At 66.8% G+C, this 23,157-nt stretch carries 21 protein-coding genes; 14 read left to right on the top strand and 7 right to left on the bottom strand.

Going from position 1 to position 23,157, the window contains the following annotated elements; all coding sequences use genetic code 11:
* Window positions 1-6: 6 nt before the first annotated feature.
* A complete protein-coding gene (locus ACFVJ3_RS11795; RefSeq protein WP_378452214.1) occupies window positions 7-921 on the bottom strand; it encodes a shikimate dehydrogenase in 915 nt (304 codons plus the stop codon).
* A gap of 109 nt (window positions 922-1,030) precedes the next feature.
* Here ACFVJ3_RS11795 and ACFVJ3_RS11790 point away from each other — a divergent pair, with 109 nt between their 5' ends.
* Both ACFVJ3_RS11790 and ACFVJ3_RS11785 read left to right on the top strand, forming a co-directional pair.
* Window positions 1,031-1,708: a TetR family transcriptional regulator gene (locus ACFVJ3_RS11790; protein WP_378452213.1), complete on the top strand. Its 678-nt coding sequence runs from the start codon at window positions 1,031-1,033 to the stop codon at window positions 1,706-1,708.
* Window positions 1,709-1,829: 121 nt separating this feature from the next.
* Complete coding sequence (locus ACFVJ3_RS11785) at window positions 1,830-3,230, top strand: MFS transporter (RefSeq protein ID WP_378452212.1); 1,401 nt, start codon at window positions 1,830-1,832, stop codon at window positions 3,228-3,230.
* Window positions 3,231-3,290: 60 nt separating this feature from the next.
* Here the strand turns inward: ACFVJ3_RS11785 and ACFVJ3_RS11780 are convergent, their stop codons facing one another.
* From ACFVJ3_RS11780 to ACFVJ3_RS11760, 5 genes are all read right to left on the bottom strand, one after another.
* Window positions 3,291-4,106, bottom strand: coding sequence for an ATP-binding cassette domain-containing protein (locus ACFVJ3_RS11780; RefSeq protein ID WP_378452211.1), 816 nt, complete (start codon window positions 4,104-4,106; stop codon window positions 3,291-3,293).
* Window positions 4,107-4,110: 4 nt separating this feature from the next.
* The gene (locus ACFVJ3_RS11775; protein WP_378452210.1) at window positions 4,111-5,169 is read right to left on the bottom strand and encodes an ABC transporter permease; all 1,059 of its coding nucleotides are present in this window, start codon (window positions 5,167-5,169) and stop codon (window positions 4,111-4,113) included.
* A 146-nt stretch (window positions 5,170-5,315) separates the two neighbouring features.
* Window positions 5,316-6,314 (bottom strand): substrate-binding domain-containing protein, encoded by a 999-nt coding sequence (locus ACFVJ3_RS11770; protein ID WP_378452209.1) that lies wholly within the window; start codon window positions 6,312-6,314, stop codon window positions 5,316-5,318.
* A 188-nt stretch (window positions 6,315-6,502) separates the two neighbouring features.
* Window positions 6,503-7,864, bottom strand: coding sequence for an MFS transporter (locus ACFVJ3_RS11765; protein WP_378452261.1), 1,362 nt, complete (start codon window positions 7,862-7,864; stop codon window positions 6,503-6,505).
* 31 nt (window positions 7,865-7,895) lie between these two features.
* Window positions 7,896-8,633: a GntR family transcriptional regulator gene (locus ACFVJ3_RS11760; RefSeq protein WP_378452208.1), complete on the bottom strand. Its 738-nt coding sequence runs from the start codon at window positions 8,631-8,633 to the stop codon at window positions 7,896-7,898.
* A 201-nt stretch (window positions 8,634-8,834) separates the two neighbouring features.
* On the opposite strand from ACFVJ3_RS11760, the gene iolC reads away from it, so the two are divergent.
* The 12 genes from iolC to ACFVJ3_RS11700 all read left to right on the top strand — a co-directional run bounded on the left by iolC (window position 8,835) and on the right by ACFVJ3_RS11700 (window position 21,463).
* Window positions 8,835-9,824 (top strand): 5-dehydro-2-deoxygluconokinase, encoded by a 990-nt coding sequence (gene iolC / locus ACFVJ3_RS11755; RefSeq protein WP_378452207.1) that lies wholly within the window; start codon window positions 8,835-8,837, stop codon window positions 9,822-9,824.
* Window positions 9,817-10,716 (top strand): aldolase, encoded by a 900-nt coding sequence (locus ACFVJ3_RS11750; protein ID WP_378452206.1) that lies wholly within the window; start codon window positions 9,817-9,819, stop codon window positions 10,714-10,716. Before iolC ends, ACFVJ3_RS11750 begins: the two co-directional genes overlap by 8 nt.
* Window positions 10,717-10,737: 21 nt before the next feature.
* Window positions 10,738-11,634 (top strand): 5-deoxy-glucuronate isomerase, encoded by an 897-nt coding sequence (gene iolB, locus ACFVJ3_RS11745; RefSeq protein ID WP_378452205.1) that lies wholly within the window; start codon window positions 10,738-10,740, stop codon window positions 11,632-11,634.
* The gene (gene iolD / locus ACFVJ3_RS11740) at window positions 11,631-13,589 is read left to right on the top strand and encodes a 3D-(3,5/4)-trihydroxycyclohexane-1,2-dione acylhydrolase (decyclizing) (RefSeq protein ID WP_378452204.1); all 1,959 of its coding nucleotides are present in this window, start codon (window positions 11,631-11,633) and stop codon (window positions 13,587-13,589) included. The genes iolB and iolD overlap by 4 nt, the downstream gene beginning before the upstream one ends.
* Window positions 13,590-13,625: 36 nt before the next feature.
* Window positions 13,626-14,531, top strand: a complete 906-nt coding sequence (locus ACFVJ3_RS11735) for a sugar phosphate isomerase/epimerase (protein WP_164060493.1) — start codon at window positions 13,626-13,628, stop codon at window positions 14,529-14,531.
* Window positions 14,532-14,557: 26 nt separating this feature from the next.
* Entirely contained in the window at window positions 14,558-15,658 is a 1,101-nt protein-coding gene (locus tag ACFVJ3_RS11730) for a Gfo/Idh/MocA family protein (protein ID WP_378452203.1), read from the top strand.
* A gap of 5 nt (window positions 15,659-15,663) precedes the next feature.
* Window positions 15,664-16,536: a sugar phosphate isomerase/epimerase family protein gene (locus tag ACFVJ3_RS11725; protein ID WP_378452202.1), complete on the top strand. Its 873-nt coding sequence runs from the start codon at window positions 15,664-15,666 to the stop codon at window positions 16,534-16,536.
* An 11-nt stretch (window positions 16,537-16,547) separates the two neighbouring features.
* Entirely contained in the window at window positions 16,548-18,053 is a 1,506-nt protein-coding gene (locus ACFVJ3_RS11720) for a CoA-acylating methylmalonate-semialdehyde dehydrogenase (protein WP_378452201.1), read from the top strand.
* 66 nt (window positions 18,054-18,119) lie between these two features.
* Window positions 18,120-19,508 carry an NAD(P)/FAD-dependent oxidoreductase gene (locus tag ACFVJ3_RS11715; protein WP_378452200.1) on the top strand — a complete coding sequence of 463 codons (1,389 nt, stop codon included), beginning with the start codon at window positions 18,120-18,122 and terminating at the stop codon, window positions 19,506-19,508.
* Window positions 19,505-20,506: an ROK family protein gene (locus tag ACFVJ3_RS11710; protein WP_378452199.1), complete on the top strand. Its 1,002-nt coding sequence runs from the start codon at window positions 19,505-19,507 to the stop codon at window positions 20,504-20,506. The genes ACFVJ3_RS11715 and ACFVJ3_RS11710 overlap by 4 nt, the downstream gene beginning before the upstream one ends.
* A 119-nt stretch (window positions 20,507-20,625) precedes the next feature.
* Complete coding sequence (locus tag ACFVJ3_RS11705) at window positions 20,626-21,255, top strand: DUF222 domain-containing protein (protein WP_378452198.1); 630 nt, start codon at window positions 20,626-20,628, stop codon at window positions 21,253-21,255.
* Window positions 21,256-21,316: 61 nt separating this feature from the next.
* Window positions 21,317-21,463, top strand: a complete 147-nt coding sequence (locus ACFVJ3_RS11700) for a hypothetical protein (protein WP_378452197.1) — start codon at window positions 21,317-21,319, stop codon at window positions 21,461-21,463.
* A gap of 10 nt (window positions 21,464-21,473) precedes the next feature.
* Here ACFVJ3_RS11700 and ACFVJ3_RS11695 read toward each other — a convergent pair whose 3' ends face one another.
* The gene (locus ACFVJ3_RS11695; protein ID WP_378452196.1) at window positions 21,474-22,943 is read right to left on the bottom strand and encodes a sugar porter family MFS transporter; all 1,470 of its coding nucleotides are present in this window, start codon (window positions 22,941-22,943) and stop codon (window positions 21,474-21,476) included.
* Between the last annotated feature and the right edge of the window lie 214 nt (window positions 22,944-23,157).

Here is a 23,157-nt window from a genome sequence, read left to right as displayed (position 1 = left end):
CGACCCCTACGCGCCTGCGAGGGCGGCGGCGTCCTCTGCCTGCAACAGCAGACCCATGTGCTCACGCATCCGCTGGGCGTCCGGCTCGAGTCCGGTGAAGATCCGGAAGGAGTCGACGGCCTGACCGATGGTCATGCCGATTCCGCTGAGGGTCCGGGCACCGATCTCGCGGGCGCGGCGGAGGAGTTCGGTTTCGGCGGGACGGTAGACGACGTCCGCGACCCACAGGTCGGGGCGCAGCAGTGCGGCGTCGAGTGCCATGCCGGGGTGGGCCGCCATGCCGATCGGCGTCGCGTGGATGAGGCCCTGCGCCGCACCGACCGCAGCAGGAACGGCGGAAAGGTCACCGGCAGCGATTTCCCGGTCCGGGAACAGGTCGGCGAGCGAGTCGCGCAGATCCTTCGAGCGCGCAGCATCGGCGTCGATGATCGTGAAGTGTCCGACACCCCGGGTGAGCGCGCCGTAGGCGACGGCCGCACCGGCTCCGCCGGCCCCGAGTTGCACGACGCGGTTCATGGGCGCGCCTTCGAGGCCCTCGTCCATGTTGCGCGCGAATCCGGACCAGTCGGTGTTGTGGCCGATCAGGCGCCCGCCGTCGATGTGCACCGTGTTGACCGCGCCGAGCTTACGGGCGTCGTCGGACAGGTCGTCGAGGAGCGGAATGATCGCCTGCTTGCAGGGGTGCGTGATGTTGAGCCCGTTGAGCCCGAGGAGCTTGGCGGCCGCGAGGAGCTGCGGCAGTCCCTCGACTCCCATGCCCAGTGTGTCGAGGTCGAAGATCCGGTAGACGTACCCGACGCCCTGCGCGCGACCCTCGGCTTCATGGAGGGACGGGGTCAGCGATTTCGAGATCCCGGTGCCGATCAGACCGCACAGGTAGGACGGGTGAGCGGTGGGGGCATCGAGGTCACGAGAGGTCATGGCGATCACTTCCGGGAGAGGGTGGCAACTAATTAACTATCTAGTGAGTTATGTCACGGTAGCATACCTCCATACCGCGCGGAAGACAGCACAGGCAGGAGTTTCAGGGATGACACGAAGTAAGACGACGGGCGCCACCTCCGAGAAGGAGACGGTCAAACGGACCCGCAACCCCGAGAAGACCCGGGAGAACATCCTGCGGGTGGCCATGACGGAATTCGCCGACAAGGGTCTGGCCGGGGCCCGCATCGACGAGATCGCGGCGAAGACCGCCACCACGAAGCGGATGCTCTACTACTACTTCGGCGACAAGGAGGGCCTGTACCGGGCAGTCCTGCAGCGCGCCTACGAGGAGATCCGCTACGAGGAGTCCCAGGTCGACGTCGACCACCTCGAGCCGACCGAGGCGATCCGGGCGCTCGCCGAGTTGACGTTCGACCATCACGAGGCTCACCCGGACTTCATCCGTCTCGTCGCGATCGAGAACACGAATCGCGGCGTCAACCTCGTCCAGGCCGAGGGACTTCCCGAGACGCAGGCGCCTGCGATTCGCACGCTCGAGCGGATTCTCCAGCGAGGGCAGGAGGCGGGCATCTTCCGCACCGACACGACGGCGCTCGACATCCACATGCTCATCAGCTCGTACTGCGTCTTCCGGGTGGCGAATCGGTACACGTTCAAGGCGCTGTTCGACTGGGATCTCACCGGCGCGGAGAACCGCCCCCACCTGCGCGCGATGATCGGCGACGTCGTCCTGGCCTACCTGCAGCAACCCGGGAGGGTATGAACTAACTATTTCGACCATTATTGACTCGAGGCTGTGACCTGGGTTACCTTGCTTGTACGACCTAGAACACCTGCTCGTTCGAGCCGCCAGTGTTCACATTCCTCGCTCCCCAGGAGTATCGATGACCATCGACTACGGCACCGGCGTCTCCGGTCGAAACGGTGACGGCAAAGGCCGCTCCTCCGTCGACCCCAACGCTGATCCCACCAACGCGAAGAAGGCCGCGAAGGCCGCCTTCTTCGGCAGCCTGCTCGAGTACTACGACTTCTACATCTTCGCCTCGGCTGCTGCGCTGGTGTTCCCGCACGTGTTCTTCGAGGGATCGAAGAATCCGCTGCTGCTGTCGCTGGCCACGTTCGGCATCTCCTATGTCGCGCGTCCGATCGGTGCCGTGTTCGTCGGACACTTCGGCGACCGGGCCGGGCGCAAGAAGGTGATGATGTTCTGCCTGGTACTCATGGGCGTCGTCACCTTCCTGATCGGCTGCCTCCCGTCGTCCGAGCAGGCCGGGATGGTCGGCCCGGCGCTACTGGTACTCCTGCGCATCTGCCAGGGCGTCTCCGCGGCCGGCGAACAGTCGGGTGCGGGCTCACTCACCCTCGAGCACTCCCCCGCTCACCGTCGCGGCTTCTTCTGCAGTTGGACGCTCACCGGCACCCAGGCCGGCTTCATCGTCGCGAGCCTCGCGTTCATCCCCGTCGCGGCGCTGCCCGACGAGAGCCTCTACAGCTGGGGCTGGCGCATCCCGTTCTGGTGCAGCCTCCTCGTCCTCGTCGTCGCCTACATCGTGCGCCGCAAGCTCGAAGAGCCCGAGATCTTCCTCGCCAACAAGGAAGCCCTGGACGAGGCGCCCGCCCCGCTGCCCGTCGTCGACCTCTTCCGCACGCACTGGCGTGACGTTCTCCGCGTGGTCTTCTGCGCCTTCATCGCCGTCGTCAGCACGGTGTTCTCCGTGTTCGGCCTCGCCTACGCCACCACCCCGGAGATCGGGATGAGCCGCACGACCATGCTGTGGGTCGCGATCGCCGCCAACGCGGTGGCCCTGGTCTCGCAGCCGCTGCTCGGCATGCTGTCCGACCGGATCGGCCGCAAGCCGGTGTTCATCGGCGGCGCGATCGGCTCGGCCGCCGGAATCTTCCTGTACTTCGCCGCGATCGGCACCGGCAACGTGGCGCTGATCTTCCTCGCGGGCATCCTCCTGATGGGAGGCGTCTACGCCGGGACCAACGCCATCTGGCCGGCGTTCTACGCCGAGATGTTCTCGTCGCGGGTTCGCTACTCCGGCATGGCGATCGGCACGCAGCTCGGTTTCGCTCTCGCCGGGTTCGCACCGACCATCGCCCAGGCCCTGCGCGGTTCCGACCCGAAGAACTGGGTGCCGGTGGCGATCTTCACCGCCGTCTGCGCGCTCGTCGCCGCGGCTTCTGCCTCCACCGCCAAGGAGAATTCCCGCACTCCGTTGCTCGACCTCGACAAGGAGGACGTCGCGCTCACGAAGGCGAAAGCGAACGCGAAGGTCTGACCCACTCGGAAACGAACGATGCGCCCGGCACGTGTGCCGGGCGCATCGTCGTGTCGGTGCCTAACGCCGCAGTTCGTGGGTGAGTGCTTCGAGTTCGTCGCCGCCGGCCATCTGCTGGGTGAGTTCTTCGAGGCTGATCTCGTCGAAGGTGCAGTCCAGTTTCTGGCGGCCGCGGTTGAGGAGCACGAAGTGGTCACCGACCATGTACGCGTGGTGCGGGTTGTGGGTGATGAACACGACCCCGAAGCCCTGTTCCTTGGCGGCGGAGATGTAGCGCAGCACCATCCCGGACTGCTTGACCCCGAGGGCAGCGGTGGGCTCGTCGAGGATCAGGACGCGGGCGCCGAAGAAGATCGCCCGGGCGATCGCCACACACTGACGCTGACCACCGGACAGCGACCCGATCGGGGCGTCGACGTCGGGCAGTTCGATGCCCATCTTCGACAGCTCGGACATCGTGGTGGCGCGCATACCGTTCGCGTCGAGGGTCTTGAACGGTCCCTTGCGCAGTTCCTGGCCGAGGAAGAAGTTACGCCACACCGGCATCAGCGACACCACCGCCAAATCCTGGTAGACGGTGGCGATGCCCTTGGACAGGGCTTCCTTCGGTGAGCCGAACGTGGTGGCCTCGCCGTCGACGAGCAGCTCGCCCTCACTCTGCTGGTGCAGGCCGGCGATGATCTTGATCAGGGTGGATTTGCCGGCCCCGTTGTCGCCGAGGACACCGGTGACCTCCCCGGCCCGCACCCGCAGGTTGATGTCCTGCAGGGCGATGATGTTGCCGTACTGCTTGCCGACGTGCTTGAGCTCGATCAGCGGGATCTTGTCGCCACCACCGGGTTCGGTATCGACGGGCATCTGTTCGATGGTACTCATGCGGTCACCTCTTGGCGGCGTAGTTGCGGAAGGCATTGTTGGCGATGACCGCGAACAGCAGCATCGCGCCGAGGAAGAACTTGAACCAGTCCGGGTTCCAGCCGGCGTAGACGATGCCCTGGTTCGTCATGCCGAAGATGAACGCGCCGATCGCGGCGCCGATCGCGGTGCCGTACCCACCGGTGAGCAGGCAGCCGCCGATGACCGCGGCGATGATGTAGAGGAACTCGTTACCGATACCCTGCCCGGACTGGACGGTGTTGAACGAGAACAGCAGGTGCATGCCGACGAACCAGGCGGCGAACCCGACGGTCATGAACAACCCGATCTTGACCTTGGTGACCGGGACACCGATGGCGCGGGCGGAGTCCTGGTTGCCGCCGACGGCGAAGATCCAGTTCCCGATCCGGGTCTTGAACAGCACCCAGGTGGCGATCGCGGTGAACAGCAACCACCACACCACGGTGATCCGCACCGACACCCCACCGACCTCGAACGAGGACGCGAACACCTTCTTCGCCGAGTCGAAACCGGCCATGTCCGAGACGCTGGGGGTGGCGACCTGCCCGGTGACGAGTTTGGTGACCGCCAGGTTGATGCCGGTGAGCATCAGAAACGAGCTCAGCGTGATCAGGAAGCTGGGGATCTTCGTCTTCATCACCAGGTACCCGTTGAAGAACCCGACCGCCAGCGACACCACCAGTGCCAGGGCGGCGCCGGCCCACAGGTTCAGGTGCAGGTTGTAGGCGATCATCGACGCGGCGAGGGAGCTGGTGGTGACGGCGACACCGGCGGAGAGGTCGAATTCCCCGCCGATCATCAACAGCGCCACCGCACACGCCATGATCCCGATCGTGGAGGAGGCGTAGAGCACCGTGGCCAGGGCCTCGGGGCTGCGGAACGGGGGTGCGACGACCATGAAGAAGACGAAGATGGCGATCGCACCGAACAGGGAACCGATCTCCGGGCGGACCAGCAGACGCTGCAGGCGTCTCTGCTCCTTCACCCGCTCGTCGTGGACGACCTTGTGACTGGCAAGGTCCAGATCTTGCTGTGTGGACATGACTTTCCTCTCCGCGCCGGTGGATCTCAGCGTTGTGCGGTGCCGGCCGGTCGTGCGACCGGGTCGATGGTGACGGTGATGGTGTGTGCGTGAGATGGACCCACCGGGGTCCGGATCGTGTGCCCTGACATGTGATTTACCGCCGATCAGCGGGTGCCGGCCTTGGCGTACTCGGCGACCTTGTCGATGTTGGACTTGTCGATGAACGACGGCCCGGTCAGTGTCGGCCCGCCGCCGCCGATGACGTTGCCGTTGTTCAGGTAGAGCCACAGCGAATCGATGGCCAGGTAGCCCTGCAGGTACGGCTGCTGGTCGATGGCCCACTGCACGCTGCCGTCGGAGATGGCGTCGACGAGTGCCGCGTTGGTGTCGAACGTGTAGACCTTGGCCGGGCTGCCCGCATTGCCGACCGACTGCACGGCGGTGAGGGCGATCGGGGCGCCGAGCGTCAGCACACCGTCGATGGACGGGTCCTGCTGGAGCTTGGCGGCGATCGTCGAGTTCACCGACGGCATGTCCTCACCGTTCACGTTGAGTGTCTCGAACGTGCCGCGGAAGGCCTGCTTGGCACCGGCGCAACGGGATTCGAGCTGAATCTGGCCCTGCTGCTGGATGACGCAGATGACGTGCTTTGCGCCGTCCTGGTTCAGACGGTTCCCCGCGGCCTGGCCGGCGATGGTCTCGTCCTGCCCGAAGTACTGGTTGACTCCCATGTCCTTCCAGGCGCCGTATCCGGCGTTGAATGCGGAGATCGGGATACCTGCGTCCTGCGCGCTCTTGACCGCGGGTGCCATCGCCTCGGGGGTGGCGAGGGTGAGCGCGAGTCCGTCGACCTTGGAGTCGATGGCCGTCTGCACGAGGTTGGCCTGGTTGGGGGCCTGCGGATCGGAGGAGTACTTCAGTTCCACGTTGTCCTTGTCGGCGGCATCCTGCGCGCCCGTGCGGATCAGGTCCCAGAACGTGTCGCCCGGTGCCGCGTGCGTGACCATCGCGATCGTGACGCGCGGGGTGTCGGCGCTGCCCGCGCCGATCCCGGACCCACTGCTGTCCGGCTTGCCTCCGGTGCTCGAGCACGCCGCGAGGCTCATCACCAGGGCACTCGCGCAGGCCAGTACCGCCACGCGACGCCGGTTGGGGAAGTTCATCTGCTTTTCCTCTCGGGGGGACGAACGGCCCGGTGACGCCTTGGCCGTGTGCCTTAGATGTAATACGCGTCACACCCGAAAGTCAATAGTTTGTCTGGACATTAGGACCACATATCAAATGCGCGGACATGGGTGTCCCCGCAGACGACCCGGAAATCGAGCAGATGCGTGGACAGGTGCGGGCGCGCTCAGCGCGTGACCGCTGCCCCGGCGTCACGCGGCAGACGCAACGTGTCGACCACCGTGCACAGCATCAGCAGGCCCAAAAGGACGAAGGTCCAGGAATATTCGGACCCGAACCCGTGCTCGGACGACGTCGCCAACGGCGTGAACGCCGTGAGGGCGAGCGCCGCGACCGCGATCCCGAGACCGGCCGCCAGCTCCTGCACGGCGGCGTTGAGCGTATTCGCGTGCGTGAGGTCGGCACGATCGACGTCGGAGAACGCGAGACTGTTGTACGCGGTGAATCCGACCGAGCGCAGGGCTCCGCTCACGAACAGGACCCCCGCGATGACCGGCATCGGGGTCGACGAGCTCAGGGCGGCGAGCAACCCGAAGCAGCCGACGGACAGCAGGGCGTTGACCAGCAGGATCGGCCTGATCCCGAAGCGCCGCATCAGCGGCGTCGTACACGGTTTGACGGCGATGTTGCCGGCGAACAGCGCCGCGACGAGCAGACCCGCGAGGAACGGAGTCCAGCCGAAGCCGAGTTGGAACTGCAGCGGCAGCAGGAACGGCACTGCCGTGACGATCAGGCGGTAGAGCGAACCACCGGTGACGGTGGTCCGTAGCGTCCGCACGCGCAGCACGCGGAAGTCGACGAGCGGATGGGGAGTGCGGGCGAGATGGAGCACCGAGGCCGCCAGCAAGACGACAGCGACCACTCCCCCGATCGCGACCCGCCGCCAGTCGGTACCCGTCACGCGGATGCTCTCCAGCGCGATCAGGGCTGCCGCGATTCCTGTTCCGACCCCGAGGAGGCCCCGCCAGTCCAGCCGGCTCGTCGACCGCGAACCCGCCCCGTGAACCAGCTTCAGCGACAGCAGGATTCCGAGGACGCCGATGGGAATGTTGATGACGAAGATCCATCGCCACGAGCCGACGGTGGCGATCGCACCGCCGAGCAGGGGCGCGATGACCGGCGCCGCGAGCGCGGGCCACGTGAGCAGCGCTATCGCGCGGACGAGGTCGCTCTTCGTGCTCGACCGCAGCACCGCGAGCCGCCCGACGGGCACCATCATGGCGCCGCCGACTCCCTGCAGCACCCGCATCGCGACGAGCATCGGCAACGACACACTCGCCGCACACCCGATGGACGCCAGCGTGAACACGGCGATGGCGGCCACGAACACGCGGCGGGTCCCGAACCGGTCGGACACCCACCCGCTCGCCGGGATGAGGACGGCCACCGTCACCAGGTAGGCGGAGATCGCGATGTTGACGTCGACGGCGTCGACACCGAAGGACTCGGCGATCAGCGGGATGGCGGGCGCGATGATGGTGGCGTCGAGAATCTCCATGAAGAGGGCACCTGCCACCAGCAGGGCCATCCCACGGGGGAACGACGTCGCGCGCGCGGTTCTAGCGATCGACAACGGTCGTGTCGAAGTAGTACCGCGACGCGCGGTAGCAGTGGCTGCCGAACTCGACGGCGCTTCCCGAGTCGTCGAACGCGGTCCGGTCCATTGTCAGCAGCGGCGCCCCGGTCTTCTCGTCGAGGAGCGACGCCTCCGCCTTGCTCGCCGCCTTCGCGCCGATGCGTTGCCGTGCAAGACGGATGTGCACGCCGCGGGCCCGGAGTGCGTGGTAGAGGCCGTGCGCCTCCAGCTCCTCGGGGTCCGGCGCGAGGTCCACCGGGATGTGGTTGGTCATCAGCGCCAGCGGTTCCCCGTTGGTGCTGCGGAGGCGCCGGATGGACGCGACCTCGGCGCCGGGCTGCAGGTTGAGTTCGGCGGCGACGTCTTCGGCCGGCACGGCGACCTGGTAGTCGAGGAGCTTGGTGGTCGGGCTCTGCCCCGCCCGCGCGAGGTCGTCGAAGAGGCTGGTGAGTTCGACCGGCCGGTGCACGGCACTCTGCACCACCTGCGTTCCGACTCCGCGTTTGCGGACGAGCAGGCCCTTGTCGACGAGCTCCTGGATGGCGCGGCGCGTGGTGGGACGGGACAGGTTCAGACGCTTGGCGAGTGCCAGTTCGTTCTCGAAGCGGTCACCGGGGGCGAGTTCCCCGCCGATGATCGCGTTCTCGATCGTCTGCGCAAGCTGGAAGTACAACGGAACCGGGCTCGATCTGTCGAGCTCGACTGCGAGTGGTGCACCCACGGACAACTCCGATCCTCGTGCGCGGGCGACGTCCACCGTCGCCGATCTTTCCGGCAGTGTATGCGAACACTAACACCAGATTGACTTCAAGTAATAATGTCAGGACAAAGTCTTGACAGGAGCCGGTGATGTGGAGCACAGTTTCAATCAGACCTCGGCGCCCTGCGCAGACCACCCACAACGACCTTTCGGGAGTCAGCCTTGACCACCATCCAGACGCAACCCAACCGGAACGGATTGGACGTCCTCGCCATCGGGCGCTGCGGTGTGGACATCTACCCATTGCAGACCGGAGTCGGACTCGAACACGTCGAGACGTTCGGTAAGTTCCTCGGCGGGAGCGCGGCCAACGTCACCGTCGCCGCCGCCCGCCTCGGCTGCAGCAGCGCTCTCATCTCGGGCGTCGGAAACGATCCGTTCGGTCGCTTCGTCCGCACGGCTCTCACCGATCTCGGCGTCGACAACCGCTACGTCGGTATCGACACCGAGCACCCGACTCCCGTCACGTTCTGTGAGATCTTCCCGCCGGACGACTTTCCGCTGTACTTCTACCGCAAGCCCGTCGCCCCGGACCTGCAGGTGACTCCGGCGGACATCGATCTCGACGCGGTCCGCGACGCGAAGCTCTACTGGTCGACGGTCACCGGACTGTCCGAAGAGCCCAGCCGCAGCGCGCATTTCGCAGCCTGGGAGGCCCGTGGACGCCGCACCCACACCGTCCTCGATCTCGACTACCGCCCGATGTTCTGGTCCTCCCCCGCCGAGGCCACCGCTCAGGTGCAGCGCGCTCTCCAGCACGTCACCGTCGCGGTCGGTAACCGCGAGGAGTGCGAGATCGCGGTCGGTGAGACCAACGCGCACAAGGCCGCGGACGCACTGCTCGATCTCGGCGTCGAACTGGCCATCGTCAAGCAGGGCCCCAAAGGCGTCCTCGGGAAGACACGCACCCAGAGCATCACGGTGCCCCCGAACGACGTCCAGGTGGTCAACGGGCTCGGTGCCGGCGACAGCTTCGGCGGCACGCTGTGCCACGGACTGCTCGCCGGGTGGCCGCTCGAGAAGATCCTGCGCTACGCCAATGCCGCGGGGGCGATCGTCGCCTCCCGCCTCGAATGCTCCACCGCGATGCCGACGGCCGACGAGGTCCGGGCGCTCGCCGATTCCACCACTTCGGAGGCTGTCAATGTCTGAAACTCTCGCTCACCGCGCAGTCTGCGCGTCCTACGCCGACGTCACCGAGGTACGCGCCAACGACCCGGCGGCCATCGACCGCGCCTGGGCCACCCGGGTCGCCCGGCCCACGGTGCGCGGCAACGGCCGGCTCATGATCGTCGCCGCCGACCACCCCGCCCGCGGTGCACTCTCGGTCGGCGACCGTCCGACCGCGATGAACAGTCGCACCGACCTCCTCGACCGCCTCCGCACCGCCCTGCGCAACCCCGGCGTGGACGGCGTGCTCGCCACCGCCGACATCCTCGACGATCTGGTGCTGCTCGGCGCGCTCGACGACAAGGTGGTCATCTCCTCGATGAACCGCGGTGGGCTGGCCGGCGCCAGTTTCGAACTCGACGACCGGATGACCGGCTACACCGCCGCCGGCACCGCGAAGGCCGGCATGAACGGCGGAAAAATGCTGTGCCGCATCGATCTCGACGATCCCGGCACTCTGTCCACCCTCACCGCGTGCGCCCAGGCGGTCGATTCGCTGGCCGAGGCGGGGCTGATGGCCATGGTGGAACCGTTCCTGTCGCGGCGGGTGGACGGCAAGGTCAAGAACGATCTCAGCGCCGACGCCGTGATCAAGTCGATCCACATCAGCCAGGGCCTGGGGTCCACGTCCGCCTACACCTGGATGAAGCTGCCGGTGGTCGACGAGATGGAACGCGTCATGGATGCGACGACGCTTCCGACGCTGCTGCTCGGCGGAGATCCGCAGACGGCACCCGAGGAGACGTTCGCGAGCTGGGCCAAGGCCCTCGCGCTGCCGTCGGTCCGCGGCCTGATCGTCGGACGCACGCTGCTGTACCCGCGGGACGAGGACGTCGCCGCCGCGGTCGACACCGCCGTATCCCTCGTTCACTGACGCACGCCGGAGAGGCCCACGATGAACAGCAAGTACTACGTGCCGGTCGGTTCCGCGGCCACCGGACCGTTCGACCTCGAGGTCACCCCTGAATCGGCGGGCTGGACCGAATCGAGTCTTCGGGTGCTCACCCTGGCCCCCGGTGGGTCGGCCGAACTCGTGTCGGGTTACGACGAGATCATCGTCGTACCACTGGCCGGGTCCGCGGCGGTGTCGAGCGAGGACACCGAGTTCGCCCTCACCGGACGGCGATCCGTGTTCGACGGACCGAGCGACTTCGCCTACGTGGGCCGCGATTCGGCTTACACGGTCACGAGCGCAACCGGTGGACGATTCGCCCTGTGCGGGGCCCGCGCCCGGCAGAAGTTCCCGTTCCGGTACGTCCCGGCAGCCGACATCTCAGTCGAACTGCGCGGCGCCGGCAACTGCAGCCGTCAGGTGCACAACTTCGGCACCGCCGATCGCTTCGAGGCCGATTCGATCATCGCGTGCGAGGTCATCACTCCCGGTGGCAACTGGTCGTCGTACCCGAGCCACAAGCACGACGAGAACAGCGACGTCGAGTCGCAGCTCGAGGAGATCTACTACTTCGAGATCGCCGAAGCCAATGCCACCGCAGTGGATTTCGGCGGAACCGGATTCGGCTACCATCGCGTGTACGGCACTCCCGAGCGGCCCATCGAGGTGCTCGAGGAAGTGCGCTCCGGCGACGTGGTCCTCGTGCCGCACGGCTATCACGGACCGTCGATCGCCTCCCCCGGACATCACATGTACTACCTGAACGTCATGGCCGGGCCCGGCGAAGACCGCGCCTGGAACATCTGCGACGACCCGGCCCACACCTGGCTGCGCGGCAGCTGGGAACACCAGACCGTCGATCCCCGCCTCCCCCTCCACGCACCATCCGAAGGAGCATGACCGTGGTGTCCACCGCGCCGATGTCGGCGAGCAAGAACCCCAACGCCGAGGGCACCGTCCACCTCACGGTGGCTCAGGCAACCATCCGTTTCCTCGCCAACCAGTACGTCGAGCGGGACGGCGAACGCACCAAGTTCTTCGCCGGCTGCTTCGGCATCTTCGGCCACGGCAACGTCGCCGGACTCGGTCAGGCACTGCTGCAGGCGGAGATCGACGCCGTCGAAGCCGGCACCGAATCCGAACTGCCGTACGTCCTCGGCCGTAACGAGCAGGCGATGGTGCACAGCGCGGTCGCGTACGCACGCCAGAAGGATCGGCTGCAGACGTGGGCGGTGTCGGCCAGCGTCGGCCCCGGCTCGACCAATATGCTGACCGGCGCGGCGCTCGCCACCATCAACCGGCTGCCCGTCCTGCTCCTGCCCGCCGACACGTTCGCCACCCGCGCGAGCGCACCGGTGCTGCAGGAACTCGAACTGCCGTCGAGCGGTGACGTCACAGTCAACGACGCGTTCAAACCGCTGTCGCGCTACTTCGACCGCGTGTGGCGGCCGGAGCAGTTGCCTTCGGCACTGCTCGGCGCGATGCGCGTGCTGACCGACCCCGTCGAGACGGGTGCGGCCACCGTCGCCATTCCGCAGGACGTGCAGGCGGAGGCCTTCGACTGGCCGGAGTCGCTGTTCGCCGAGCGCACGTGGCACGTGGCCCGGCCACTCCCCGAGAAGTCGGTGATCGCGCGGGCCGCGGACGTGATCCGGTCGGCGAAGAAACCGCTGATCGTCGCGGGCGGTGGCCTGATCTACTCGGGCGCCACCGAGACATTGGCCTCGTTCGCCGAGACGACCGGCATCCCGGTCGGTCAGAGTCAGGCAGGCAAGGGCTCACTGCCCTACGACCACCCGCAGTCGGTCGGCGCGATCGGCTCGACCGGCACCACGGCGGCCAATGCTCTCGCCACCGAGGCCGACGTGATCATCGGCATCGGCACCCGCTACAGCGACTTCACCACGGCGTCGCGCACCGCGTTCAACAACCCGGACGTGCGGTTCGTCAACATCAACGTCGCGTCGATCGACTCGGTGAAGCAGGGCGGCGTCAGCGTCGTCGCCGACGCCCGCGAGGCACTCGAGGCGCTCACCGGGGCACTGGGCGATTACCAGATTCCCGATCAGTACCGCTCGCGCACAGCCGAACTCGCCGAACACTGGGAGTCCACGGTCGCCTCGGTCTACAAGATCGACGACGACTCGCTCGGCCTCAACCAGAATCAGGTCATCGGACTCGCCAACACGCTGTCCGACCCTCGCGACGTCGTCGTGTGCGCCGCCGGCTCCATGCCGGGTGACCTGCACAAGCTGTGGCGCACCCGCGACCCCAAGGGCTACCACGTCGAATACGGGTTCTCGTGCATGGGCTACGAGATCGCCGGCGGCATCGGCGCCAAGATGGCCTGCCCCGACCGCGACGTGTTCATCATGGTCGGCGACGGCTCATACCTGATGATGGCCACCGAACTCGTCACCGCCGTGCAGGAGAACGTCAAGGTCATCGTGGTGCTCGTGCAGAACCACGGCTTCGCGTCCATCGGGTCGCTGTCGGAGTCGCTCGGATCCCAGCGGTTCGGCACCGACTACCGGTACCGTGGCGACTCCGGCCGGCTCGACGGCGACATCCTGCCCGTCGATCTGGCGGCCAACGCCGCGAGCCTCGGCGCCGATGTGATCCGCGCGAACACGGCAGCCGAGTTCGCCGACGCCGTCAAGGTGGCGAAGGCGAGCGACAACACCACCGTCATCCACGTCGAGACGGACCCGCGAATCGCCGCACCGGACAGCGAATCCTGGTGGGACGTCCCCGTCAGCTCGACCAGCACCCTCGACTCCACCCGGACCGCCTACGAGACGTACGCGCAGTGGAAGAAAATCCAGCGTCCGTTCCTGCGCCCGTCCGGCAACTGACAACTCTCCCCATACACCTCTCGAAAGGATTTCCCGATGAGCGTCATTCGCGTCGGATCCGCCCCCGACTCCTGGGGCGTCTGGTTCCCCGAAGACCCGCAGCAGACCCCGTACGGACGGTTCCTCGACGAGGTCTCGGCATCCGGTTACGAGTGGATCGAGCTGGGCCCGTACGGCTACCTGCCCACCGACCCGCAGCAGCTCCGCGACGAACTCGCGGCCCACAATCTGAAGCTGTCGGCCGGCACCGTGTTCGAGCACCTGCACCAGGACGACTCCTGGGATGCCGTGTGGACCCAGATCGAGGACGTCGCGAAGCTGACCGCCGCCGTCGGCGGCAAACATGTGGTCGTGATCCCGGAGATGTGGCGCGACCCGAGCAGTGGCGAGGTGCTCGAGGACCGCAATCTCACTGCGGAGCAGTGGAAGAAGAAGACCGGCGGCATGAACGAGCTGGGCAAGAAGATGTTCGAGCAGTACGGCGTGAAGGCGCAGTACCACCCGCACGCGGACAGCCATGTCGACACCGAGGAGAACGTGTACCGCTTCCTCGACGGCACCGACAGCGAATACGTGAACCTGTGCCTCGACACCGGCCACATCAGCTACTGCGGCGGCGACAACCTCGCGATCATCGAGCGCGCTCCCGAGCGGATCGGCTACCTGCACCTCAAGCAGGTCGATCCCGAGGTCCGCGCCAAGGTCGAGGCCGAGGACCTGCCGTTCGGCGAGGCCGTCAAGCTCGGCGCGATGATCGAGCCGCCGCTCGGCATCCCCGACCTGCCGCCGCTGCTCGCCGCAATCGAGAAGCTCGACATCGACGTGTTCGCGATCGTCGAGCAGGATCTCTACCCCTGCGCCGTGGACGTTCCGCTGCCGATCGCCCAGCGCACCCGTAAGTACCTGGGGTCCTGCGGGATCCCGTCCGTCAAGTTCGTCTAACCGATCACGTCAGGAGCTAGTCAGCTATGTCCGGAAGCAACGACCTGCGCATCGCCGTCCTGGGTGTCGGAATGATGGGCGCCGACCACGTCGCACGCATCACCGAACGCATCAAGGGCGCCACCGTCGCCGTCGTCAACGACTACTTCATCGAGAAGGCCGAGCAGATCGCCGCCGGGATCCCCGGCTGCCGGGTCATCGGCGACCCCCTCGACGCGATCGCCGACCCCGATGTCGACGCCGTCGTCCTGGCCACCCCCGGCCCGACGCACGAGAAGCAGCTTCTCGCCTGCCTCGAGCACGGCAAGCCGGTGATGTGCGAGAAGCCGCTGACCACCGACGTCGCCACGTCCCTCGAGATCGTCAAGCGCGAAGCCGAACTCGGCAAGAAGCTGATCCAGGTCGGCTTCATGCGACGTTTCGACCACGAGTACGAGCAGTTGAAGACGCTCATCGACGACGGCGTGTTCGGGCAGGTGCTGCTCGCCCACTGCGTACACCGCAACCCCGCCGTGCCGCCGAGCTTCGACAGCTCGATGATCGTCAAGGACTCGCTGGTCCACGAGGTGGACGTCACCCGATTCCTGTTCGACGAGGAGATCACCTCCGTCCACATCCTCCGGCCGGCCGCGAATCCCGGTGCCCCCCAGGGACTGCAGGACCCGCAGATCGCGTTCTTCAGTACAGAGTCCGGTCGCCACGTCGACGTCGAGGTCTTCGTGACCACCGGTGTCGCGTACGAGGTGCGCACCGAGATCGTCGCCGAGAAGGGTTCGGCGTTCATCGGTCTCGATGTCGGACTCGTCCGAAAGTTCGGCACCGGCGCGGGCAACGGCCGCTCGGGCGCAGGTATGTCGGGCGGGGAGATCACCCCCTCGTTCAAGGAGCGCTTCGGCCAGGCGTACGACGTCGAGATCCAGCGCTGGGTCAACGCCGCCCGCACGGGCGCGGAGACCGGCACCTACATCGACGGACCCGGTGCGTGGGACGGCTACGCCGCCGCTGCCGTGTGCGCCGCCGGCGTGCAGTCGCTCGAGACCGGCGAACGTGTGACCGTCGACATGGTCGACCGTTCCTCCATCCCAGGAGCGGAGCCTGCGGAGCGACCCATCGGACCGGGGGCCTGAACACGATGAAGATTGCACTCGATCCCACCCCCTTCCACCACGACTACTCGCTTCTCGAACTGCCGGCGGTGGTTGCCGAACTCGGCTTCGAACACCTGCAGCTCACCCCGCACCGCGACATGATCCCGTTCTTCAACCACCCGAAGGCCGACGACGAGTTGGTCCGGCAGTTCCGCAAGGCCTGCAGCGACGTCGGCGTCGGAATCGCCTCCGTGTTGCCGGTCCTGCGGTGGTCCGGCCCGGACGAAGACGCCCGCGAGGCGGCGGTGCGGTACTGGAAGCGCGCCATTCAGATCACCGTCGACCTCGGTGTGAACGTGATGAACACCGAGTTCAGCGGCCGCCCGGAGAAGGCCGAGGAATCGGAGCGCGCCTTCTACCGGTCGATGGAGGAACTCGTCCCCATCATCGAGCGTGAAGGCATCGACGTCCGCATCGACCCGCACCCCGACGATTTCGTGGAGAACGGTCTGGACGCCATCCGGATGATCCGCGGCATCAACTCGAAGAACTTCGGACTGGTGTACGTCGCGTGCCACAGCTATCACATGGGCGCCGGCATGCTCGAGATCATGCGCGCGGCGGGCGACATGCTGCGGCTCGTCCACGTCGCGGACACGATGGATCACCACCGCTCCCACGGACTGCGGTACATCACCAATCCGCCCGGCAACGCGGTGCGTGTCCACCAGCACCTCAAGATCGGTGACGGCGACCTCGACTGGGACGAGTTCTTCGGCGGGCTGTCCGAACTCGGCTTCTACGACAAACCCGACACCGTGATGGTGTCGAGCGTCTTCGCCGAGGACGAGAACGCTCACGATGTCTCCCGCTACCAACTGAAGACCATGAAGGATTACATCGCGCGCACGCGGTGAAAGGACAACACATGAGCACCAACATCACTCGCGAGATCGCACACTGGTCGGACGGCAAGGGTTTCGCCGGTACCAGTGGTAACACCGCCCCGGTCACCAACCCGGCGACCGGTGCCGTGACCGGGCAGGTCGCCCTCGCCAGCGTCGAGGACGCCCGCGCCGTCATCGATGCCGCCGCCGCCGCGTTCCCCGCCTGGCGCGACACCTCCCTCGCCAAGCGTTCCTCCATCGTGTTCAAGTTCCGGGAACTGCTCAACGCCCGCAAGGGCGAACTCGCCGAGATCATCACCTCCGAACACGGCAAAGTCGTCTCCGACGCGTTGGGTGAGGTGAGCCGCGGGCAGGAAGTCGTCGAATTCGCCTGCGGCATGCCCCACCTGCTCAAGGGCGGCATGACCGAGAACGCCTCCACCAACGTCGACGTCTCCTCCATCCGCCAGCCCGTCGGCCCGGTCGGGATCATCTCCCCGTTCAACTTCCCCGCCATGGTCCCGATGTGGTTCTTCCCCATCGCCATCGCCGCCGGCAACACCGTCGTCCTCAAGCCCAGCGAGAAGGACCCGACCGCCGCGATCTGGATGGCCGAACTCTGGGCCGAAGCCGGCCTGCCCGCCGGGGTGTTCAACGTCCTCCAGGGCGACAAGACCGCCGTCGACGAACTCCTCACCAACCCCGCCATCAAGGCCATCAGCTTCGTCGGCTCCACCCCCATCGCCCAGTACGTCTACGCCACCGGCACCGCCCACGGCAAACGCGTCCAAGCCCTCGGCGGGGCGAAGAACCACGCCATCGTCCTCCCGGACGCCGACCTCGACCTCGCCGCCGACGCCATGGTCAACGCCGGCTTCGGCTCCGCCGGCGAACGCTGTATGGCGATCTCCGCCCTCGTCGCGGTCGGTGACATCGCCGACGAACTCGTGTCCAAGATCAAGGACCGCACCACCACCTTGAAGATCGGCGACGGCACCAAGGACTCCGACATGGGACCGCTGGTGACGAAGGTGCACCGCGACAAGGTCGCCTCCTACATCGACGCCGGCGAGAACGACGGCGCGACCATCGTCGTGGACGGCCGCACCGTGCAGGCGAATGGCGGCACCGACGGGTTCTGGCTCGGCCCGACCCTGATCGACCACGTCACCACCGACATGTCCGTCTACACCGACGAAATCTTCGGACCGGTCCTGTCCGTGATCCGCGTCGAGTCCTACGACGAGGCCCTGGAATTGGTGAACTCCAGCCAGTTCGGCAACGGCACCGCCATCTTCACCAACGACGGCGGCGCCGCCCGACGGTTCCAGAACGAGGTCGAGGTCGGCATGGTCGGCATCAACGTCCCCATCCCCGTCCCGATGGCGTACTACTCCTTCGGTGGCTGGAAGAACTCCCTCTTCGGCGACAGCCACGCGCACGGCACCGAAGGCGTGCACTTCTTCACCCGCGGCAAGGTCGTCACCACCCGCTGGCTCGACCCCAGCCACGGCGGCATCAACCTCGGATTCCCCCAGAACGCATAGGTACTGGTTCTCCGCGCCGGACCGTCCGCGGTCCGGCGCGGAGTCCGTTCGATCGAAAGGAACTTCATGAGCGACACCTCTCTCGCCCGCCGTCATCGGGTCGTGGTCATCGGATCGGGATTTGGCGGCCTCTTCGCCACCAAGGCTCTGAAACGGACGGACGTCGATGTCACTCTGATCGATCGCACGACACACCACCTGTTCCAGCCGTTGCTGTATCAGGTGGCGACGGGAATCCTGTCCGAGGGTGAGATCGCGCCCGCGACCCGGCTCGTCCTCGAGGACCAGCAGAACGCGTCCGTCCTGATCGGCGGAGTCGAGAAGATCGATGTCGCCGACCGGACCGTCACCTCGATGCATCGCGGCCGCACCACCGTCACCGAATACGACAGCCTCGTCGTCTCGGCGGGTGCCCGCCAATCCTATTTCGGCAACGACCATTTCGCCGAGCACGCACCCGGCATGAAGACGATCGACGACGCCCTCGAACTGCGCGGCCGCATCCTCGGCGCCTTCGAAAGCGCCGAGGTCAGCACCGATCCGGCCGAGCGGACGCGACTCCTGACGTTCGTCGTGGTTGGCGCCGGACCCACCGGAGTCGAGATGGCCGGGGAGATCGCCCAACTCGCGCATCGCACTCTCGCCGGCGCCTACCGCACCATCGATCCCCGTGACGCGCGGATCATCCTGCTCGACGCGGCGCCCACGGTGCTCCCGCCCTTCGACGAGAAACTGCGCCGAGCTGCCGCCGACACGCTGGAGAATCTGGGAGTCGAGATCCAGCTCGGCGCGATGGTGACCGACGTCGACGACGACGGACTCACCGTCCGCGACCAGGACGGTGCCGAGCGGCGGATCGAGGCCGCGTGCAAGATCTGGTCCGCCGGAGTCGCCGCCAGCCCGCTGGGCCGGCAACTGGCCGAACAGACCGGCGCCGCCACCGATCGCGCCGGCCGCGTCCTCGTCGAACCCGACCTCACCCTGCCCGGCCACAGCAACGTCTTCGTCGTCGGGGACATGATGAACCGGGACGGTCTTCCCGGCGTCGCCCAGGTCGCGATCCAGGGCGGCCGCTACGCCGCGCAGCTGATCGCCGAGGAGGTGCGCGCCCACCGGAAGGGTCGCGACATGCCTGAACGCGCCCCGTTCCGATACACGGACAAGGGCAGCATGGCCATGATCTCCCGCTTCCACGCGGTCGCGAAGGTCGGCCGCCTCCAACTGACCGGGCTGCTCGCCTGGCTGCTCTGGCTCCTGATCCACCTGGTCTACATCGTCGGATTCAAGAGCCGACTCGCGACCGCCATGTCCTGGACATGGTCGTTCCTGGGCAGGACGCGGGGACACCTGGCGGTCACGGAGCAACAGGTGGTGGCGAGGACGGCCATCAACCGGCTCGATGCCTGGGAGGATTCCCGGGCGGTACCCGAGGCGGCGACGGCCTCGGCACGGTGAGTACCGTCGCCTCCGTGCCTGCTTCCGCTCTCACCGTCGGCATCGACGTCGGTGGTACCAGTATCCGGGCCTGCGTAGTCGACGAGACCGGCGAGGTACTCGACTCCGTCCAGGCACCCACACCACAGTCGGCGAAAGCCCTCGAGGACGCGCTCGACCGTGCAGTCCGCGAACTCGCGTCCCGTCATCGGATCGCCGCCGTCGGTCTCGCCGTGGCCGGATTCATCACCTCCGACCTCACCACCGTGCGCTTCGCCCCGCACCTGCCGTGGAAGAACGTGCCGGTGGCGAACGACCTGAGCGACCGGCTCGGACTCCCGGTGGTCCTCGAACACGACGCGAACGCGGCGGCGTGGGCGGAGCACCGGTTCGGTGCCGCCGCCGGTGGTCGCAATGTCGTAATGGTCGCGATCGGCACCGGCATCGGTGCGGCGCTGCTCATCGACGGCACGCTCTACCGCGGCAGTTTCGGCGTCGCTCCCGAGCTGGGCCACCTCCAGGTGGTGCCGGGCGGCCGACCGTGCGCGTGCGGCAAGCGGGGGTGCTGGGAACGGTATTGCAGCGGAACCGCGCTTGTGGACACGGCCATCGAGCTCCTCGCCGCCGACCCGACGAGTTCGACGGTGCTCGCGCGAGAAGTGGCGAGCGATCCGGGATCGCTCACCGGCCGCCGTATCGCGAGCGCCGCGCGGGACGGCGACCCGCTCGCCGTGCGCACCATGGAGGAGTTCGCACGGTGGCTCGGCGTCGGACTCGCCATGATCGGTGACGTCTACGACCCCGATCTCGTCGTCGTCTCCGGTGGTGTCAGCGGTTCGGCTCCGCTGTTCCTCGACCACGCGCGGGACGTCTACGCCTCTCTCGCAACCGGTTCCGGGCACCGCCCCCTCGCCCGCATCCGCGAAACACAACTCGGCGAATCGGCCCAGCGGATCGGGGCCGCGACGATGGCCAGGGACGCGCTGCTGAACGGAGCTCCGCTCCCCGTGCGTGGTTGACGAGTCTCTGGACTCGTCGAGCACTCACGAGCGGCGGAGCCGTCCGCAAGATTCTCCGATATTTGTCGGCGGCCCCCGGTAGGATCGAAGATACGTTCGATACCGGGGGGTTGAAGACTATGGGGGACAGCAGTTCCAGCGAGGTCGCACTCGACGCGGCACCGCCTGGGATAGTGGCGATCGAGGCGTTGCGCGTCGGCAAATCGGTGCTGGCGCAGGCTCAGTACCGCCAAGTTGTGGCGGTTACCGAGTTCTACGACCTCTGCTGCGACGAGGACGAGCGCCGCGGCATCAACCCGGCCCACTCCGGTTCCCATACGTCGGTGGAGGTGTCGGTCGCACTGGGAATGAACGAACCGGTGGTGACCGCCTGGATCGACCTCGGACTCGACCTGCGCCACCGATTGCACGGCACCCGAGTCGCATTCGCGGCCGGGCGGATCGACCTGGATCAGGCGCGGGTCATCGCCGCCGTGCTCGCCGGCGTCAGCGACTCGAAGTTGGAGCAACTCGAAACCGCGATCCTCGACGGTCGCTCCCTGCCACCGTCCAAACTGCGAGCCCGCGCTCGTCGGCTCATCGCCCGTCACGACGCCGTTCGACCACGACCACCCCGAGAACGGTGGTCTCACCGTCGAGTCGAATCTCGCGTGCCTGTGCCGACGTCACCACCGGCTGAAAACCGACGGCTCCTGGACCGTCCGCCAGACCGGCGGAGGGAACCTCGAATGGACCACGCCGCGCGGTGACACCATCCGAACCGAACCCGAAGGGGCAGCAATCGAACTCACCCACAACCACATCCGCGGGGTGCAGCGCCCCCGTGCCCTCCGACTGCTCACCGAGCGCTCCCACGACCAGCAGGACGAGGTGTATCTGAACGAACTGCACGGGAGGCTGGCCACACACCACCACGCACCGGCACCACCACCCGAAGGCGGCGGCACCGGTGCGTGAGAGCGTGCGATCAGTGGGCGGCGACGGCGGCGGTGCTGCCCGCAGCGGACGCGTCGGGCCTGTCTGCGCCGAGGCGGTCCTCCAACTCTTCGAGGCTGCGCCCCTTGGTCTCCGGGACGAAGCGGTACACGAAGTACACCGATACCAGGTTGACGAGGACGAACAGGCCGAACGTTCCGGTGGATCCGAGGACGGAGTTCAGGATCGGGAAGACGAATGAGATCAAGGCGTTCGTCGTCCAGAGCACGAAGACCGCTATGCCCATGGCGAACCCGCGGATGGCCATCGGGAAGATCTCCGAGAGCAGCAACCACACGCAGGTTCCGATGAAGCACTGCACGAAGGCGACGAACACCATCATCGCGGCGAGGATGATGTAGCTGCGGCCCGTGGACGAGGGCAGCAGGAACACCAGGGACAACGCGGCCTGCGAGGATGCCACACCGACGAAGCCGGTCAGCAGCATCTTGCGACGATTCACGAAGCCCAGCAGGATGATTCCGAGAATTGTCATGACCACCGAGGTGACACCGACCGCGATGGTGGCCACCAGGGACGCGCTGACACCCAACCCGCTCTGTTCCAGGATCGTGGGGGCGTAGTAGTTGACCGTGTTGATGCCCGTCGCCTGCTGCACGATGGCCAGACCGCAGCCGATCCAGAGGATCCGGCGCATCCAGGGGTAGTCGCGCAGATAGTGGACGGCGCCACTGACCTTCGAGTTCCGGTCGCGGGCGGCGTGGAGGCTGATGCTGGCGTACTCGACTGCAGCCTCCGACTCGCTGCGGCTCAATTCGAGGGTGCTGCGGGTCTCGGCGAGCCGGCCCTTCGACGCGTACCACCGCGGTGAATCTGGGAGCGCGAGCATGCCGAGCAGCAGGAGAACCGCGGGCACCGAGGCGATGGCCAGCATGTACCGCCACACCGTCGGATCCTCGATGAGGTGATCGAGCAGCGCGTTGATCGAGAAGGCGAGCATCTGACCGGTGACGATCATCAGTTCGTTGATGGTCACCATCCGGCCGCGACGCTCGACCGGCGCCATCTCGGCCAGGTAGAGCGGGCAGGTGACGGCGGCGGCGCCCACACCGAGACCGAGGACGATCCGCGCCAGCACCATGACCTCCACGTTGGGGGCCATCGCACACCCGAGGGCGCCGACGAGGAACAGACCCGCGCAGACGAGCAGTGTGCGCTTGCGGCCGAGAGCGTCGGACAACCGGCCTCCCAGCAGCGCACCGACGGCGGCACCCGGGAAGAGCAGCGAGCTCACGACGGTTGCTTCGCCGACGGCGCTGAGGTTCAGCTCGTCCTTCATGTAGAGCAGCGCACCGGAGATCACACCGGTGTCGTAGCCGAACAGCAGGCCCCCTAGCGTGGAGATGACGGTGAGCTTGGTCAGGAAGCGTTTGTGACTGCGCTCGTTGCGCGCAGCGCCGCCGCTTCCGCGGGCACTGGCAGCCGAGTGGGTTGTCGACATCAGGTGTTGGCCTTTCTGGGGAATGCTCACGCATCGCGACACGGAAGATCGGTTCACGTGTCGATACCGCCCGAGTGCGCTCGGCTCGATGCAGCCGAAAGGGCGTTCTCTCCTGGACTGAAGCGCTTAACTAACGCGCTTCAGTTACCTACTATGATGTGAATCACAGAGGGTGTCAAGGGCAGAGATCGCGCTGCATGAGAATGTCCCTGAC

The organism is Rhodococcus sp. NPDC127593, assembly GCF_042671975.1.
Lineage (GTDB): Bacteria > Actinomycetota > Actinomycetes > Mycobacteriales > Mycobacteriaceae > Rhodococcus_F.
This window is presented reverse-complemented; position numbering and strand designations above follow the sequence as displayed.